Genomic DNA, 16,581 nt, shown 5'->3' on the forward strand with positions numbered 1-16,581 from the left:
TTCGAACGCGGCTCGGATTTCTTGCGGCAAGGCGTCTGGCCGTACCGTTCCCAAACCGCGCGGGATTCTAACAGCTTGTTACGAACACCGTTAGATCCGGTTTTGCAGTCCATATAACCAATCGATAGCTTGGCGCGGCGTCATATCGTCGATTTTCAGCTTCGACAGTTCTTCCAGCACCGGGTGCGGCAGGCTGGCGAACATGTCGGCCTGTTGCGGTGCAGGTGCCTTGCCCGGCTTGGGTTTGGGCTGTTCGTGGGGCAGACTGGTGGTTTCCAGGCGCTGCAGGTGCTCCTTGGCACGGCTGATGACCTTGCCTGGAACCCCCGCCAACTGGGCCACGGCCAGGCCATAGCTCTGGCTGGCAGGCCCCGGCAGCACACGGTGCAGGAAGACGATCCGCTCGTTGTGCTCGGTGGCGTTGAGGTGCACGTTGGCCACCAGCGGCTCGGTTTCCGGCAGCACGGTCAGCTCGAAATAGTGAGTGGCGAACAAGGTGTAGGCGCGCAACTGGGCGAGACATTCTGCCGCAGCCCAGGCCAGCGAAAGACCGTCGAAGGTACTGGTTCCGCGGCCCACTTCGTCCATCAGCACCAGGCTCTTGTCGGTGGCATTGTGCAGGATGTTCGCCGTTTCGCTCATTTCCACCATGAAGGTCGAGCGTCCGCCCGCCAGGTCGTCGCTGGAGCCGATACGGGTGAAGATGCGGTCCACCAGCGACAGCTCGCAACTGGCCGCCGGCACGAAGCTGCCGATGTGAGCCAGCAGCACGATCAGCGCGGTCTGGCGCATGTAGGTGGATTTACCGCCCATGTTCGGACCGGTGATGACCAGCATGCGGGTGTTGTCATTGAGGTCCAGGTCGTTGGCCACGAACGGCGTCGTCAATACCTGCTCGACCACTGGATGGCGGCCCTGCTCGATGCGCATGCACGGCTCATCGGTGAAGCGCGGGCGGCTCAGGTCCAGATTCAGCGCGCGCTCGGCCAGGTTGCTGAGTACGTCCAGTTCGGCCAGGGCGGCAGCGGTGTCCTGCAATGGCGCGAGATGCCCGATCAGGTCTTCGAGCAATGTCTCGTAAAGCATTTTCTCCCGGGCCAGGGCGCGGCTCTTGGCCGACAACGCCTTGTCTTCGAACTCCTTGAGTTCCGGGGTGATGAAGCGCTCGGCGCCCTTGAGGGTCTGGCGACGAATGTAATCGGCAGGCGCCTGTTCGGCCTGTTTGCTCGGCAGCTCGATGAAATAGCCGTGCACCCGGTTGTAACCGACCTTGAGGTTGGCCAGGCCCGTGCGGGCTTTTTCGCGGGCTTCCAGATCGATCAGGAACTGGCCGGCGTTTTCACTCAACGACAGCAGCTCGTCGAGCTCGGCGTCGTAACCGGTCTTCAACACGCCGCCGTCACGAATCACCGCCGGCGGGTTGTCGATGATCGCCCGCTGCAGCAGGTCCGCCAACTCTGGGTAGGTGCTGGTGGTCACGGCCAGTTGCTGGATGTGCGGGGCGTCGAGTTCGGCCAGAGCCCGCTGCAACTCAGGCAGCGCGCCGAGGGCATCGCGCAGGCGCGCCAGATCGCGCGGACGAGCATTGCGCAGGCCGATACGCGCCAGAATACGCTCGATGTCGCCGATTTCCTTGAGCTGCGGTTGCAGGTTTTCGAAGCGGTAGCGTTCCAGGAAGCATTCGATCGATTCCTGACGAGCCTGCAGCACTTTCAGATCGCGCAGCGGGCGGTTCAGCCAGCGGGTCAGCAGGCGCGTGGCCATGGCGGTCTGGCAACGGTCCATCACCGACTGCAAGGTATTGTCGCGCCCGCCTGCCAGGTTGGTGTCCAGCTCCAGGTTACGCCGGCTGGCGCCGTCGAGAATGACCGTATCGTCCATCCGCTCGTGACGCAGGCTGCGCAAATGGGGCAGGGCGGTGCGCTGGGTTTCCTTGGCGTAGCCCAGTAGGCAACCGGCGGCGCCGATGGCCAGGGTCAGCGTCTCGCAGCCAAAACCCTTGAGGTCCTGAGTCGAGAACTGCTGGCACAGGCTCTTGTGGGCCGAATCGCGCTCGAAATCCCATGGCGCGCGGCGGCGCGAGCCCCGGCGTTTCTCGGCCGGCAGGCCCTGCGGCCAGTCATCGGGGATCAGCAGTTCGGCGGGGTTCAGGCGATCCAGCTCGGCCAGCAGGTTCTCCCAGCCCTTGATTTCCTGCACGGTGAAATTGCCACTGGTGATGTCCAGTACCGCCAGACCGAACAGGCGCTCATCACCGAGCACGGCAGCAATGAGGTTGTCGCGGCGCTCGTCGAGCAGCGCCTCATCGCTCACCGTACCCGGCGTGATGATGCGCACCACCTGGCGTTCCACCGGGCCCTTACTGGTGGCCGGGTCGCCGATCTGCTCGCAGATCACCACCGACTCGCCCAGCTTCACCAGCTTGGCCAGGTAGCCCTCGGCCGCGTGATACGGAATGCCGCACATCGGAATGCTTTGCCCCGCCGACTGCCCGCGAGCCGTCAGGGTGATGTCCAGCAGCTTGGCCGCTTTCTTGGCGTCCTCGTAGAAAATCTCGTAGAAGTCGCCCATGCGATAGAACATCAACTGGTCCGGATGCTGGTTCTTCAGCTTCCAGTACTGTTGCATCATGGGGGTGTGCGAGGAAAGATCTGAAATTGCTTTGTTCATCAGTTATTTAGGCAAATTCGTTGGAAGATTGGGGCAAATGGGGCGCAGGGCAGAGGACTTCACCTACGTGAGCCGATGCCTGATCCGATTGCTTTTGCGATGGGCGCAAGGGTATCACGCACGCTCGTGGCCCGCAGGCCCGGCTTATTCGTCACGGGGCGTTTCCGGGGCGCCATCTGATGCCTTTGCGTGTGTAGTCTGTCGTGGCAACTGTCCGATCCCGGGCAGGCACTTAAAAGGACTTTCCTATGCAACGCAAACGCGCAAGGGACGCGACCAACGGGCGCTTCATCACGCTGGAGGAGGCGCGGCGGCGGCCGCGGGAAACCATCATCGAGACCGTCAGGAAACCCAAACCCTGCCCGCCGCCACTGCAGCCGCCTGAATGAGCGCGGTTGTTTCGGCCCGCCCGTCTTGCACTGCCGACACGCTCGTGTAGCGTGTGGCCCTTGCCCGAAACACTCGGAGAACCGCTGTGGATGACATCACTCAACTGGCCACCACGCTTGGCCAGCAGTTGTTAACGATTCAGGCCCAGGTCAGTACCGCCGAGTCCTGTACCGGTGGCGGCATCGCCGAGGCCATTACCCGCATCCCCGGCAGCTCGGCCTGGTTCGAGGCCGGATACGTCACCTATTCCAATGGGCAGAAAACCCGCCAGCTGGGTGTCGATCAGGCGCTGTTCGGTCGCGTGGGCGCTGTCAGTCAGGAAGTGGTCGAGGCCATGGCCCGAGGCGCGCAGAACAACAGCGGCGCGCGTTTTTCGGTTGCGGTCAGCGGCGTGGCAGGCCCTGACGGCGGTTCGCCGGAAAAGCCGGTTGGCACGGTCTGGGTCTGCTGGGGCGCTGCCGAGCGCCTGATCGCGCAACGCTTTCAGTTCGTAGGCGACCGCGATCAGGTCCGCCGACAAACGGTGAAGGCCGCCCTAGAGGGGCTGATTCAGCTCGCTCGGGGAGAAATACCAAATCAGGGGTAGGCGCGCGCGCAACCCTGTGGAATAATACTGTTCACTTATACAGTTATATCGGCCGTCAGGCCTAACCGATTACGAGAGGACTTCAATGGACGACAACAAGAAGAAAGCCTTGGCTGCGGCCTTGGGTCAGATCGAGCGTCAGTTCGGTAAAGGCGCAGTCATGCGCATGGGCGACCACGACCGCCAGGCTATTCCTGCTATCTCCACCGGCTCCCTGGGCCTCGATATCGCGCTGGGTATCGGCGGTCTGCCAAAAGGCCGGATCGTTGAAATCTACGGTCCGGAGTCGTCCGGTAAAACCACCATGACCCTGTCGGTCATCGCCGAAGCCCAGAAAATGGGCGCCACCTGTGCGTTCGTCGACGCCGAGCACGCGCTGGATCCTGAATACGCCGGCAAGCTGGGCGTCAACGTCGACGACCTGCTGGTCTCGCAGCCGGACACCGGTGAGCAGGCGCTGGAAATCACCGACATGCTGGTGCGCTCCAACGCCATCGACGTCATCGTCGTCGACTCCGTGGCCGCGCTGGTACCCAAAGCCGAAATCGAAGGTGAAATGGGCGACATGCACGTCGGCCTGCAAGCCCGCCTGATGTCTCAGGCGCTGCGTAAGATCACCGGTAACATCAAGAACGCCAACTGCCTGGTCATCTTCATCAACCAGATCCGCATGAAGATCGGCGTCATGTTCGGCAGCCCCGAAACCACCACCGGTGGTAACGCGCTGAAGTTCTACGCATCGGTGCGTCTGGACATCCGCCGTACTGGCGCGGTGAAGGAAGGCGACGAAGTGGTGGGCAGCGAAACCCGCGTCAAGGTCGTGAAGAACAAGGTCTCTCCACCGTTCCGTCAGGCTGAATTCCAGATCCTCTACGGCAAGGGCATCTACCGTAACGGCGAAATCATCGACTTGGGCGTGCTGCACGGTCTGCTGGAGAAATCCGGTGCGTGGTACAGCTACCAGGGCAACAAGATCGGTCAGGGCAAGGCCAACTCGGCCAAGTTCCTGGCGGATAACCCGGAAATCGGTGCGACCCTCGAGAAGCAGATCCGCGAGAAACTGCTGACCACTTCGCCAGGTGTCAAAGCCCAATCGTCTCGTGTCGCTGAAGAAGACGACATGGCCGAGATCGAAGCTGACGCCGACCTCTGATTCCGGTCATGTCTGTAGAGCTAGATACGCCGGTTGCAGTCCGGCGTACCGCCATGGACCTGCTCGCACGCCGCGAGCATGGTCGAGTCGAGCTGACGCGCAAGTTGCGTCAGCGCGGCGCCCCTCCTGAATTGATCGAAGCCGAACTCGACCGTCTGACGGAAGAGGGGCTGCTGTCCGAATCCCGTTACCTCGAAAGTTTCGTGTCCTACCGCGCCCGTTCGGGCTACGGCCCTTTGCGCATTCGCGAAGAGCTGGGGCAACGAGGCTTGCAACGTTCCGATATCGAACTGGCACTTCGCGAGTGCGGCATCGACTGGCGCGAAAAGCTGGAAGAGTCCTGGCGGCGCAAGTTTGCCGGGCAACTGCCCAGGGATGCACGGGAACGCGGGCAGCAGATGCGTTTTCTCAGTTATCGCGGCTATCCGCCGGAACTGATCAGCCGATTGCTCAGTGGCAAGGGCCAAGACGACTGACGCTGTATGACGGTTATCGTCCTCGTAGCAGCACGGCTTGCCGGCGATGGCGTCCTCGAAATCGCTCCCGCCGGCAAGCCGTGCTGCTAAGGGATTGTGTCAGGTCGCCTGCAGCGGCTGCCGCCCAACCGTCTGTTTCCCCTGCACAGGCCTTGCCCAGTTCTCGCTCTGGTTGATGAAATTCACCAGCTCACGCAGCCTTCCATGGTTACGCCCGGTGAACTTGAACGCCAGACGCGTGAGGTGGCTGAACTGCGCCTCGTCGTGCTCGTCCTGATGATTGTGCTGGTGGAAATCGTCGCTCAGGCGCAAATCGGCGAAGGTCTCCTGAATCTGGCCCAGCGCCTGTTCACTCAGGGCATGGTGCATGCGGATCACGAAGGTGTTCTTCAGCCATCGGCTTGAATGGAAGTTGCTGTAGAACTGGTTGATCTCGGCCACAGCCTCGTCTGCGCTGTACACCAGCTTGAGCAGGTTCATGTCGCTGGGCAGGATGTAGCGGTTGGCCTCCAGTTCGTTCCTGATAAAGCTCAGCGCGCTTTCCCAGAAGGTACCGCCCGGCGCGTCCAGCAGCACGACAGGCACCAGCGGGCTCTTGCCGGTCTGAATCAGTGTCAGCACTTCCAGTGCTTCATCCAGCGTGCCGAAACCGCCCGGGCACAGCACGAGTGCGTCGGCTTCCTTGACGAAGAACAGCTTGCGGGTGAAGAAGAAGTGGAAGGGCAGCAGGTTACCGGTGCCATCGACGGTGGCGTTGGCGTGTTGCTCGAACGGCAAGGTGATGTTGAAGCCCAGGCTGTAGTCCAGCCCTGCGCCTTCATGGGCAGCCGCCATGATGCCGCCACCTGCACCGGTGATCACCATTAAATCGGAGGCGGCAAGTTGGGCGCCCAGCTCGCGGGCCAGTGCGTAGACAGGATGTTCGACGGCCGTGCGCGCCGAGCCGAAAACGGTGACCTTGCGCCGGCCGCGAAACTGTTCCAGCACGCGGAAGGCGTTGTCCAGTTCGCGCAGGGCCTGCAAGACGATCTTGGCATTCCAGCGGTTGCGGTCATCCTGGGCCATGCGCAGGACGGTCAGCATCATGTCGCGGTACAGCGGAAGGTTGGGGCTGTTGGGCGCCACCTGGTTGAGTTGTTCTTCGACCTTGCTGGTGAGGTCCATTCCGTTGCTCTGGAAATGACGGGACAACACATCATTGGGTACGTAAGGCATTGCGACTTTCTCCTTCTGCAGAATCATTGACCCTGGACGTTGCGACAGGGTCACGACGCTTCATGCGTCGCTGCTCATGGTCCGTCAAAATGTGATGATGTGCCTGAATGATCAGCGCTGGCAACGACTCTTTACCCGTCGTCGCCGGTGTCATTTCCGCTCGTCGGACAGCACGACCCGAGTGATTCACTCTGATTTACTGAATGACATGGCAGAGTAATGTCATTGCAACCTGGATAGCTTCGACCCCGCCCTTCAATCGCGCGGCGCGTCGATCGGTAGTCATCGAGGTTTGCCCGCGCGCAAAGTTGGCGTGGACGAGCCAGGGAGGATGAAATGGAGATCATCAGGCTGGAAGTCGATCAGGATCTGTATCGTTCACTGACCGAGGCGGCGCGCAGCAGCCGTTGCACGCTGGAGCAGGAATGCATCAGGCGCCTGAGCCAGAACGGCAGGCGCTCGTACTACCTTCAGGCGCTGGTCGCCGAGTTGCGCGCCGAAGATCAGCAACGGCGCGCAACGCACTAACAGGGCGGATTACTTCTTCTTGGCAGGCGGTTTGGCGGCGCAATCGGCGGCGGTGATCTGCTGAGTGGTGATCGGGCGATCGGTCTTGTACTCGCGGAACTCGTAACGCAGCACTGCGCCCTTGGCCATCAGCTGACGATAGCCGGGGTTGCGGCACACGCTGGTGCCCAGTTGGCGGCCCATCAGCTCGGGGTTCTCGCGCATTTGCGCGGCCTGGCCGGCCTGCACGCTCAGGTGGTTGATCAGCACGCGCCCTTCGACGGTGTAGCCGTTGTCCAGAATGTCCTCGCTGATCGCGTTGGGCTTGCCGACGTTGCTTTTCGCAGCGACCTGTTCGAGCTCTTTATTGAGTTCGTAATCCTGTTTGGAGGCCGCGTTGGCGCACAGTGGAGCGACGAGCAAGAGCGTAAGCGCGGGGGCGATGAGGCGCAGCATTGGATTCTCCTGGAGCAGTGAACGGTGTTGGACCGGCGACATCGGCTGGCGTTCACTGATGACATAAGGCTTTCGAGGCCCGGCAGTATAGGGGACTCGTCAAGGCCGACACCAGAGAGCGGGCGGGCTCTGGTAAACTCCCGCCTCTTTTTCCTGCCGGATGTTCGCTGTGTCGCTGTCCTTTAGTTGCCTGTTGTCGTTGCGCGAGTGCCTGGTCCCATGAGCCACGCTGTCTCGCGTCTGCGCGCCGAGCGTCTGGCCCGCAGCACCCGGCCGTTCATCGCCCGCGGTTCCCGCGCCCCTCGTTGCGCCGAATGCCGGGTGATCGAGAGCTATTGCCTGTGTGCCTGGAAACCCGAGGTGCAGGCCAAATCGGCTGTGTGCCTGTTGATGTACGACACCGAGCCATTGAAACCCACCAATACCGGCTGGCTGATCGCCGATGTGATCAAGGACACCGAAGCCTTCAGCTGGTCGCGGACCGAAGTGGACGAAAAACTGCCTGCGCTGCTCAACGATCCGCAGTGGCAGCCGTACATCGTGTTTCCGGGAGAGTTCGTCGCGCCCGAGCGCGTAGTGACCGAGGTCAGGCTGGACGACGGCAAGCGGCCGCTGTTCATCCTGCTCGACGCGACCTGGCCCGAAGCGCGCAAGATGTTTCGCAAGAGCCCGTATCTGGACCATCTGCCGGTATTGAGCCTGCAGCCGGAACAGATGTCGCGCTATCGCCTGCGTCGTTCCAAGCGCGACGACCACTTCTGCACGGCCGAAGTGGCGGCGTTGTGCCTGGAGCTGGCCGATGATCAGCAGGCCCGGGGTGTGCTGGATGCCTATCTGGACGTCTTCAGCGCCCATTACCTGGGCGCCAAGTTCCAGCTGCCGATCGACCCGGATGATGCGGCGCACAGCTATCTCAAGCCATTCCTGCCGACACCTGCCCACCCGTAGCAGCACGGCTTGCCGGCGGGGCGATCTGGCAGGCGATGCAAGCCCTCAGGCTGAGCGCTTGCTCGGCCACAACTGCGCCAGCAGCATCCCGGCCAGCATCAGCGCGCAACCCAGATAACCGCGAGGTTGCAGGGCCTCACCCAGAAACCAGGCGCCGGAGATCGCTGCGAAAACCGCTTCGAGCGACAGAATGATCGCCGCATGGGACGCGATGGCATCCTTTTGCGCCACCACTTGCAAGGTGTAGCCGACGCCGACTGCGAACACGCCGCCGTATAACAATGCGGGACCCGCTTCGATGATGGCCGACCAGGCAATGGGCTCGAAAGCCACTGCCAGTACTAGGCTCACCACCGAACAGGTGGCAAATTGCAGGAACGCCAGGCGGATCGGATCATGGCGGCTGGCGAACAGTCCCACCAGAATCACATGCCCGCCCCAGACGAACGCGCCGATCAACTGTAGCCAGTCTCCCGAGGCCACGTGAAAGTTGTCGCCGACGCTGAGCAGGAACATGCCGATCACCGCCAGCACGCAACCCAGCCAGGTGCCCATGCCGGTCTTGTGGCCGAGAAACAGACCCAGAAGTGGAACTACAATCACATACAGCCCGGTGATGAACCCGGCATTGGTGACGCTGGTGAACAGCAGCCCGACCTGTTGCAGGTTGATGCCCAGCGCCAGGGCGATCCCCATGATGATCCCGCCTTGCAGCAGGCCGCGGGTCATCAGCGGTTCCGGGGCGGGGCCGTTGGCGGGGCGGCGCAGCACCAGCGGCAACAGACAGAGCGAGCCCAGCGCGAAGCGCAGCCCGGAGAACAGATAGGGGCCGATGTGATCCATCCCGGCGGTCTGGGCGACGAAGCCGGAGCCCCAGATCATGGCGGTCAGGAGCATGAGCAGGTCCGCTCGCAGGGCGTGTCGTTGCATGATGGCACTCGTCAATTCAAGGCCGCAGACTGTGCCGGAAACCGTCGAGCTTGACCACCCCGGCTTCGCTGGGCATCCTTGGCGCCGCATGAATGTTCGAACGCCTTGTATCCCGTGCTTTTGGCGTCGTTTGCGCCGTTGATGTCTTAGCTGCGCACGGTGATCCGGGCGGGCATTTCCCGATGCCATCGTGGGCGCTGAATCCGTCGGCGCTCACTTATAAACAGGATCATGAAATGACCTACGAAATCCTGATCGCCGATGACCATCCTTTATTTCGCAGTGCCTTGCATCAAGCCCTGACCCTGGGACTGGGACCCGACGCCCGTCTGGTCGAAGCCGAAAGCATTGCCGACCTTGAAGCTCGCCTCACCGAAAAAGCCGACTGGGACCTGGTGCTGCTGGACCTCAACATGCCCGGCGCCTACGGATTTTCCGGTCTGGTATTGCTGCGCGGCCAGTATCCACAGGTGCCGGTGGTGATGGTCTCGGCGCAGGAAGAGGCCGCAGTGGTGGTCAAGTCCAAGGAGTTTGGCGCCAGCGGTTTCATCCCCAAGTCCAGTTCGCTGGAAACCATTCAGCAGGCCGTGCGCACGGTGCTCGATGGCGATGTCTGGTGGCCGCCGCAGGTCAACGAAAGCGTACGGGTTTCGGATGAGGCCCGCGCCGCCAGCGAAGGGCTCGCCAGCCTGACGCCGCAGCAGTTCCGGGTGTTGACCATGGTCTGCGAAGGCCTGCTCAACAAGCAGATCGCCTATGAGCTCAATGTGTCGGAAGCCACGATCAAGGCCCACGTCACGGCGATCTTCCGCAAGTTGAACGTGCGCACCCGCACCCAGGCGGCGCTGCTGCTGCAACAACTGGAATCGATTTCGCCGACCTGATGTGCGTCTTTCGGCTCTGTTTCAAGGCTTTCGGCGGCAGATCTTCACACTTTTTTGACTGCCGCTGAACTAGCCTCCACCGTCTTCAATTTTCAGTAAGTTCTCCCCATGACGTCACCTTTCAAAGGCCAAACCGGATTCAAACGCGTCCTCAATGCCGCAGGTTATTCCCTCGACGGCCTGATCGCCGCCTTCAAGGGCGAGGCCGCCTTCCGGCAACTGGTCCTGCTCAACGTCATCCTGATTCCGCTTTCGTTCCTGTTTCACGTCAGCCGCGGCGAGCGTGCGATTCTGATCGCGGTGTGCCTGCTGGCGCTGATCGTCGAGTTGCTGAACTCGGCAATCGAGGCGGCCATCGACCGCATCTCGCTGGACCGCCACCCGCTTTCCAAGAACGCCAAGGACATGGGCAGCGCCGCGCAGTTCGTGGCGCTGAGCATGATTGCGGTGGTCTGGGGTTTGATTCTGCTGGGTTAATTGGCCTTCCCCGCCCCGTAGCAGCACGGCTTGCCGGCGGGGCGGTGTGTCAGACGACGCATTGATAGCAGGCAGACCGCTCCCGCCGGCAAGCCGTGCTGCTACGTTGATTGGCTGAAAGCCTTCAAAAGACATTCGGCAACACAATCTCGTCGCTGCGCCGCACGCCTGCGGTAAATGCCCTGCACATGTCGAGAAACTCGCGAATCGCGGACGTCTGGTATTTCTGCTTGTGCCAGATGAAATAGAACTGGCGAACCAGATCCAGCTCCGGGGTTTCCACCGCCACCAGACTGCCCCGGCGGAAGGCGTCGCGCAGCGCCAGGCGGGAAATGCAGCCAATCCCCAGCCCCGACTCCACCGCGCGCTTGATCGCCTCGGTGTGCTCCAGTTCCAGCCGTACATTAAGGCTGTTGAGGTGATGGCGCATGGACTGGTCGAACGTCAGCCGCGTGCCTGAACCCTGTTCGCGCAGGATCCATGCCTCCTGGGTCAGCTCCTGCAAGGTGGCGTGGCCGCGTTTGGCCAGCGGATGCTGTGGTGCGCAGAACACCACCAGTTCGTCTTCGACCCAGCTCTGCACTTCAATGTCCGGGTGGTTGCAATCGCCCTCGATCAGGCCCAGGTCGATTTCATAGTGGGCCACCTGCTGCACGATGTTGGCCGTGTTCTGCACATGCAGCTTCACTTGGCTCTCGGGGTGGCGCTGCATGAAGCTGCCGATCAGCAGGGTCGCCAGGTAGTTGCCGACCGTCAGGGTCGCGCCGACGGCCAGCGAGCCGAAGCCGGACTTGCCGTTGAGCAGGTCCTCGATCTCCTTGGCCTGGTCGAGCAGGGCCACGGCCTGGGGTAGCAATTGGCGGCCGGTGGCGTTCAGGCTCAGGCGCTTGCCCGCGCGATCGAACAACTGGCAGCTGGATTGGCGCTCGAGTTCGGTGATAGAGGTGCTGGCCGCCGATTGCGACAGCGACAGCTGCACGGCGGCGCGGGAAACGCTTTCCTGCTGGGCCACGGCGACGAAAACCTGGAGTTGACGAAGAGTGAATCGCATATCTATATAACCGATAACCCATATCTTGATAATTCAGTTAACAGATATTGTGTCTGCCACTAGAATATCGCGCAATGGCGCTTTGACTGGCGCATGCAAATTTTCAGGAGTTCCCACGTACCATGAGCAACATGAACCACGAGCGTGTCCTCAGCGTCCATCACTGGAACGACACGCTCTTCAGTTTCAAGTGCACCCGTGATCCAGGCCTGCGTTTCGAGAACGGTCAGTTCGTCATGATCGGCCTGCAGCAGCCAAACGGGCGCCCGCTCATGCGTGCCTACTCGATCGCCAGCCCCAACTGGGAAGAGCACCTGGAGTTCTTCAGCATCAAGGTGCCGGACGGCCCGCTGACCTCGCAGCTGCAGCACCTCAAGGAAGGCGACGAGATCATCATCAGCAAGAAGCCTACCGGCACGCTGGTTCTGGATGACCTGAAACCTGGCAAACACCTGTACCTGCTCAGCACCGGTACTGGCTTGGCACCTTTCATGAGCGTGATTCAGGACCCTGAAACCTACGAGCGTTTCGAAAAGGTCATCCTGTGCCACGGTGTACGCTACGTGAACGAAGTCGCTTACCGCGAGTTCATCACCGAGCACCTGCCACAGAACGAATTCTTCGGCGAAGCGCTGCGCGACAAGCTGATCTACTACCCGACCGTCACCCGCGAGCCGTTCGAGAACGAAGGCCGCCTGACCGACCTGATGCGCAGCGGCAAGCTGTTCAGCGACATCGGTCTGCCACCGATCAACCCGCAGGACGACCGCGCCATGCTGTGCGGCAGCCCGAGCATGCTCGACGAGACCAGCGAAGTGCTGAACAGCTTCGGCCTGACCGTTTCGCCACGCATGCGCGAGCCGGGTGACTACCTGATCGAGCGCGCGTTCGTCGAGAAGTAAGGCTTGCAGCCTGCCTTCAAGGGCAGGTTTCGAATCGGACCCCATCGCAGCCAGATCGGCGCTTGAACGAGCACCGGTGTGACTGCGATCGAGTCAGTACAGGCACCAGTAATCTGGGGTCTGAAAAAAACCGCCTGGAGGTCACGGACCAGGCGGTTTTTTTGTGGGCGGGATTGGTGTCGTCAGTTCGAGGTGCGGGCGACTTCAAGAACGGTGATCAACCCAGGCTGCGGGTAATGCCAGCGCACGTCGACATCCCAGAACTGCGCGCCGTAGCGGCGTTCCGGCGCAGGCACCTGATAGGCCGGGCGAGGGTCCTGGGCCAGGCACTGCTCGATCAGCTCGATCAGCGGCTCACCCAGGCGCAAGCCGTGCTCACGGCCCAGCGCAAGCGCGGCGTCGTCCCATTGCACCGCAATCAACTCCGGCGCAGCCGCAGCCATGCGGTTGCTGGCGTCAGAGATGCTGTCGGCGTAAGGCACGTAGGGTTTCACGTCTAGCACCGGCGTGCCGTCCAGCAGGTCGATGCCGGAAAGCCACAACCGACCAGCCTCGACCTTTTCCAGCTTCACCACCGACTGGCCGATGCCGTTGGGGCGATGCGTTGCGCGGGTGGCGAACACGCCCATGGACTGGTTGCCGCCGAGGCGAGGAGGGCGAACCTTGAGCCGCGGTTTGTCTTCCAGCGCCTGGTGAAACAGGAACAGAAGCCAGACGTGGCTGACCTGCTCCAGCCCTTGTACTGCTTCGCCCTGATCGAACGGCGCGACCAGTTCCAGCACGCCGCGGGCGGCAGGCGCCAGTTGTGGCTGGCGCGGGATGGCGAATTTCTCCTTGAAACAGGAGCGCACGAAACCGATGGGCGAGACGCTGTAAGCGGTGGTCATTGGCAGGCCGGGCGCTTAACCGCGAATGCGCGCAGTCAGCCCGCGCAGGAAATTGCGCAGCAGTTGATCGCCGCACGGGCGGTAGTTGTTGTGGCCGGCCTTGCGGAACAGTGCACTGAGCTCGGGCTTGGAAACCGGGAAGTCGGCGGCCTTGAGGATGTCGTGCATGTCGTCTTCTTTCAGCTCGAAGGCCACGCGCAGCTTCTTGAGCACGGTGTTGTTGGTCACCGGCAGCTCGACCGGCAGCTGCGGACGGCTTTCGTCCTTGCCGCGCTTGAAGAACACCAGGCCGTCGAGGAAGTAGGCCATGACCTGGTCGGGGCAGGGCTCGAAGCCTTCTTCTTCATCCTTTTTGAGGTAGGCGGCGATCTGTGCCTTGGTGACGTCCAGACCGCCAAGCTTGATGATCTCCACCACCTTGGTTTCGTGGATATCGAGCATGTAGCGAATGCTGCGCAGTACGTCGTTGTTCATCATGATGCGTGTTTCCTGATCAAATCGTGCAGGGGCGAGCGCGCTGGATGCGCTGCGCCGAAAAGAGGCTTAGAACTTTTCCTTGTCGCTCAGGTAGCGCCACTGGCCTTCGGGCACCTTGCCGATGGAGACGCCGCCGACGCGAATCCGCCGGATCGACACCACCTTGAGCCCGACCGCCTGGCAGAGCTGGGCGATGATCCCCGGCTGCGGGTTCTTCATGGCGAAGCGCAGGCGGGTCTCGTTCTGCCAGCTGGCCTTGACCTTGGGCAGTTCATTGCCCTTGTACATCAGGCCGTGGTTCAGGCGGTTGAGGCCGTGGGGCGCCATTTCACCGTCGACCTCTACCACGTATTCCTGTTCGATCTTGCTGCGGTCGTCCTTGAGCTTGCGCAGGGTTCGCCAGTCCTGGCTGAAGATCATCAGGCCGCTGGCGTTGGCCTGCAGGCTGGAGATCGCTTCTTGGCGCAGGAAATGGCCTTTGAGCGGGCGCTTGCCCAGGCTGTGTTCGGCCGACAGGGAAGCGGGGTTGATCAACTGCAGCGCTTGCTCGGGGCTTAAGCCCGCCGGGACGTTAAGCAACAGGGTGACCGCGTCGGGCTTGTCCGAGCGGGCTTCGGGGCTCAGCACCACGGCTTGAGCGCCGACCTTGAATTGCGGCTCGTCGATGACCACGCCGTCCACGGTGACCCAGCCGCCCTCGATGAACAGCTCGGCTTCGCGGCGTGAGCAGCCGGTCAGCTCGATGAGGCGTTTGGAGAGGCGAATGGGGTCAGTCATGAGAAAAGCCGTAACAGAAGGGAAAGACGCCTATTGTACCCGTGCAAGCACCGTTAATCGCGGCAACATTGAAAATGCAGGCTGAATAAGACTCCATTCGAGGGAATTTTCCGGGGGCGGCTCAACTCTGCTCTCAATTCCCACTTTGTCTGGAGCGTTTTCATGACCAAATGGCTACCCGCCGTGCTGATGCCTGCCTTGCTGATGCCTGCGTTGATGGGAGCGAGCCTGCCTTTGATGGCCGCGCAGACACCGTCCTACGGCCCGCAACTGGAGGGTTTCGCTTACCCGTATCCGGCACAGAATTTCAGCTTCCAATCCCAGGGCGCGCAGGTGCAGATGGGCTACATGGACATCAAGCCCACCGTTACACCGAACGGCCGCAGCGTGGTGATGCTGCACGGCAAGAACTTCTGCGGCGCGACCTGGGAAGGCAGCATCAAGGCGCTGACTGCGGCTGGCTACCGGGTGGTGGCGCCGGACCAGATCGGCTTCTGCCGCTCCAGCAAGCCTGCGGACTACAAGTACTCGTTCGAGCAACTGGCGCAGAACACCCGAGCGCTGCTGGACAGCCTGGGCATCGATCACGTCACCGTGGTCGGGCATTCCATGGGCGGCATGCTGGCGACGCGTTTTGCGCTGATGTACCCGCAGCAGGTGGATCAGCTGCTGCTGGTCAACCCCATCGGTCTTGAAGACTGGAAAGCCAAGGGCGTGCCGGACCGCAGATTCGACGACTGGTACGCGCGCGAGCTGAAAACCAGCGCCCAGAGCATTCGCAAGTATCAAGAGTCGACCTACTACGCCAACCAGTGGCGGCCGGAGTTCGATCACTGGGTCGACATGCAGGCCGGCATGTTCAACGGCAAGGGCAAGGAAGAGGTGGCGCGGGCCTCGGCGCAGACCTACCAGATGATCTTCAACCAGCCAGTGTTCTACGACTTCGAGAAACTGACGATGCCGACCGTGCTGTTCATCGGGCAGAAAGACAACACGGCGATTGCCAAGGACGCAGCGCCCGAGGAACTGCGCAAGACCCTGGGCAATTATCCGGAGCTGGGCAAGGCGGTGGCCAAGCGGATCCCGCAGGCGACACTGGTCGAGTTCGCAGGGTTGGGCCACGCGCCGCAGATTCAGGATCCGCAGCAGTTCAACAAGGTGCTTCTGGATAGCCTGAAGCGCTGATCGCAGGCTCGTAACGTCCCTGTGGGAGCCGGCTTGCTGGCGAATGCGTCAGGTCAGACACTGCAATGTTGAATGACGCACCGCATTCGCCAGCAAGCCGGCTCCCACAGGTCCCAATTCATCCCGCGCGATCTGATGTATCTGCTGGCTATCGTTGCTGTTTCAACCGCATCCGCAACATCGGATACGGCCTGCCCAGGCCGTCCACCTCCGATCGCCCGGCAATCTCGAAGCCCTGCTTTTCATAGAACCCCAGCGCCTGCGGGTTCTGCTCGTTGACGTCCAGCTCAGTCACTCGGTAGTTGTCGATGGCGTAGTTGAGCAGCTTCTTGCCCAGCCCCATGCCGCGGTAGTCGGGGGCGATGAACAGCATTTCCAGCTTGCCCGGCGTGGTGCCGCCGAAGCCTGTGATGTGCAGGCGCGAGTCGCGGGTGCAGAACAGGTTCACGGCGTCCAGATACTGGGTTTCCAGCAGGTTGCGCAGCAGCGTGATGTAGTTTTCCGGCAGAAAGTCATGGGTCGCCCGCACTGACGCTTCCCAGACCCGGGTCAGTTCGGCGTAGTCGTACTTCTTGGGCAGGTAGATGACCGAGTGGTGGGTCATGTCGCC

At 61.8% G+C, this 16,581-nt stretch carries 19 protein-coding genes; 10 read left to right on the forward strand and 9 right to left on the reverse strand.

The window, feature by feature from the left end; translation table 11 throughout:
- Positions 1-90: 90 nt before the first annotated feature.
- A complete protein-coding gene (gene mutS, locus AC1MEK_RS07345) occupies positions 91-2,658 on the reverse strand; it encodes a DNA mismatch repair protein MutS (RefSeq protein WP_480395671.1) in 2,568 nt (855 codons plus the stop codon).
- Between the two features lie 260 nt (positions 2,659-2,918).
- Here mutS and AC1MEK_RS07350 point away from each other — a divergent pair, with 260 nt between their 5' ends.
- From AC1MEK_RS07350 to recX, 4 genes are all read left to right on the forward strand, one after another.
- A complete protein-coding gene (locus AC1MEK_RS07350) occupies positions 2,919-3,059 on the forward strand; it encodes a hypothetical protein (protein ID WP_480395595.1) in 141 nt (46 codons plus the stop codon).
- Positions 3,060-3,145: 86 nt separating this feature from the next.
- Positions 3,146-3,646: a CinA family protein gene (locus AC1MEK_RS07355; protein WP_480395596.1), complete on the forward strand. Its 501-nt coding sequence runs from the start codon at positions 3,146-3,148 to the stop codon at positions 3,644-3,646.
- Positions 3,647-3,731: 85 nt separating this feature from the next.
- Positions 3,732-4,799: a recombinase RecA gene (recA, locus tag AC1MEK_RS07360; RefSeq protein ID WP_480395597.1), complete on the forward strand. Its 1,068-nt coding sequence runs from the start codon at positions 3,732-3,734 to the stop codon at positions 4,797-4,799.
- An 8-nt stretch (positions 4,800-4,807) separates the two neighbouring features.
- A complete protein-coding gene (recX, locus tag AC1MEK_RS07365) occupies positions 4,808-5,275 on the forward strand; it encodes a recombination regulator RecX (RefSeq protein ID WP_480395598.1) in 468 nt (155 codons plus the stop codon).
- 99 nt (positions 5,276-5,374) lie between these two features.
- Here recX and AC1MEK_RS07370 read toward each other — a convergent pair whose 3' ends face one another.
- Positions 5,375-6,490 (reverse strand): LOG family protein, encoded by a 1,116-nt coding sequence (locus AC1MEK_RS07370; protein ID WP_480395599.1) that lies wholly within the window; start codon positions 6,488-6,490, stop codon positions 5,375-5,377.
- 336 nt (positions 6,491-6,826) lie between these two features.
- Here AC1MEK_RS07370 and AC1MEK_RS07375 point away from each other — a divergent pair, with 336 nt between their 5' ends.
- The gene (locus AC1MEK_RS07375; protein WP_480395600.1) at positions 6,827-7,018 is read left to right on the forward strand and encodes a hypothetical protein; all 192 of its coding nucleotides are present in this window, start codon (positions 6,827-6,829) and stop codon (positions 7,016-7,018) included.
- A gap of 9 nt (positions 7,019-7,027) precedes the next feature.
- Here the strand turns inward: AC1MEK_RS07375 and AC1MEK_RS07380 are convergent, their stop codons facing one another.
- The gene (locus tag AC1MEK_RS07380; protein WP_480395601.1) at positions 7,028-7,453 is read right to left on the reverse strand and encodes a PA3611 family quorum-sensing-regulated virulence factor; all 426 of its coding nucleotides are present in this window, start codon (positions 7,451-7,453) and stop codon (positions 7,028-7,030) included.
- A 219-nt stretch (positions 7,454-7,672) separates the two neighbouring features.
- Between AC1MEK_RS07380 and AC1MEK_RS07385 the strand changes: the two genes are divergently transcribed.
- Positions 7,673-8,401, forward strand: coding sequence for a tRNA-uridine aminocarboxypropyltransferase (locus tag AC1MEK_RS07385; protein ID WP_480395602.1), 729 nt, complete (start codon positions 7,673-7,675; stop codon positions 8,399-8,401).
- Positions 8,402-8,446: 45 nt separating this feature from the next.
- On the opposite strand, the gene AC1MEK_RS07390 is transcribed toward AC1MEK_RS07385, so the two are convergent.
- The gene (locus AC1MEK_RS07390; protein WP_480395603.1) at positions 8,447-9,331 is read right to left on the reverse strand and encodes a DMT family transporter; all 885 of its coding nucleotides are present in this window, start codon (positions 9,329-9,331) and stop codon (positions 8,447-8,449) included.
- A gap of 236 nt (positions 9,332-9,567) precedes the next feature.
- Between AC1MEK_RS07390 and erdR the strand changes: the two genes are divergently transcribed.
- Positions 9,568-10,215: a response regulator transcription factor ErdR gene (gene erdR / locus AC1MEK_RS07395; RefSeq protein ID WP_480395604.1), complete on the forward strand. Its 648-nt coding sequence runs from the start codon at positions 9,568-9,570 to the stop codon at positions 10,213-10,215.
- Positions 10,216-10,323: 108 nt separating this feature from the next.
- On the forward strand, positions 10,324-10,692 hold the full coding sequence (locus AC1MEK_RS07400; RefSeq protein WP_480395605.1) for a diacylglycerol kinase: 369 nt from the start codon (positions 10,324-10,326) through the stop codon (positions 10,690-10,692).
- Positions 10,693-10,816: 124 nt separating this feature from the next.
- Here AC1MEK_RS07400 and AC1MEK_RS07405 read toward each other — a convergent pair whose 3' ends face one another.
- The gene (locus AC1MEK_RS07405; protein WP_480395606.1) at positions 10,817-11,743 is read right to left on the reverse strand and encodes a LysR family transcriptional regulator; all 927 of its coding nucleotides are present in this window, start codon (positions 11,741-11,743) and stop codon (positions 10,817-10,819) included.
- Positions 11,744-11,865: 122 nt separating this feature from the next.
- On the opposite strand from AC1MEK_RS07405, the gene fpr reads away from it, so the two are divergent.
- Positions 11,866-12,645 (forward strand): ferredoxin-NADP reductase, encoded by a 780-nt coding sequence (gene fpr / locus AC1MEK_RS07410; protein WP_002554680.1) that lies wholly within the window; start codon positions 11,866-11,868, stop codon positions 12,643-12,645.
- A gap of 182 nt (positions 12,646-12,827) precedes the next feature.
- Here fpr and tsaA read toward each other — a convergent pair whose 3' ends face one another.
- From tsaA to AC1MEK_RS07425, 3 genes are all read right to left on the reverse strand, one after another.
- Entirely contained in the window at positions 12,828-13,532 is a 705-nt protein-coding gene (tsaA, locus tag AC1MEK_RS07415; protein ID WP_480395607.1) for a tRNA (N6-threonylcarbamoyladenosine(37)-N6)-methyltransferase TrmO, read from the reverse strand.
- Positions 13,533-13,547: 15 nt separating this feature from the next.
- A complete protein-coding gene (locus AC1MEK_RS07420) occupies positions 13,548-14,009 on the reverse strand; it encodes a YehS family protein (RefSeq protein ID WP_480395608.1) in 462 nt (153 codons plus the stop codon).
- A gap of 66 nt (positions 14,010-14,075) precedes the next feature.
- On the reverse strand, positions 14,076-14,786 hold the full coding sequence (locus tag AC1MEK_RS07425) for an rRNA pseudouridine synthase (RefSeq protein WP_480395609.1): 711 nt from the start codon (positions 14,784-14,786) through the stop codon (positions 14,076-14,078).
- Positions 14,787-14,948: 162 nt separating this feature from the next.
- Here AC1MEK_RS07425 and AC1MEK_RS07430 point away from each other — a divergent pair, with 162 nt between their 5' ends.
- Complete coding sequence (locus AC1MEK_RS07430) at positions 14,949-15,971, forward strand: alpha/beta fold hydrolase (RefSeq protein ID WP_480395610.1); 1,023 nt, start codon at positions 14,949-14,951, stop codon at positions 15,969-15,971.
- Between the two features lie 148 nt (positions 15,972-16,119).
- Here AC1MEK_RS07430 and AC1MEK_RS07435 read toward each other — a convergent pair whose 3' ends face one another.
- Positions 16,120-16,575 (reverse strand): GNAT family N-acetyltransferase, encoded by a 456-nt coding sequence (locus tag AC1MEK_RS07435; protein ID WP_480395611.1) that lies wholly within the window; start codon positions 16,573-16,575, stop codon positions 16,120-16,122.
- Positions 16,576-16,581: the final 6 nt, after the last annotated feature.

Source organism: Pseudomonas sp. 2 (genome assembly GCF_056627435.1).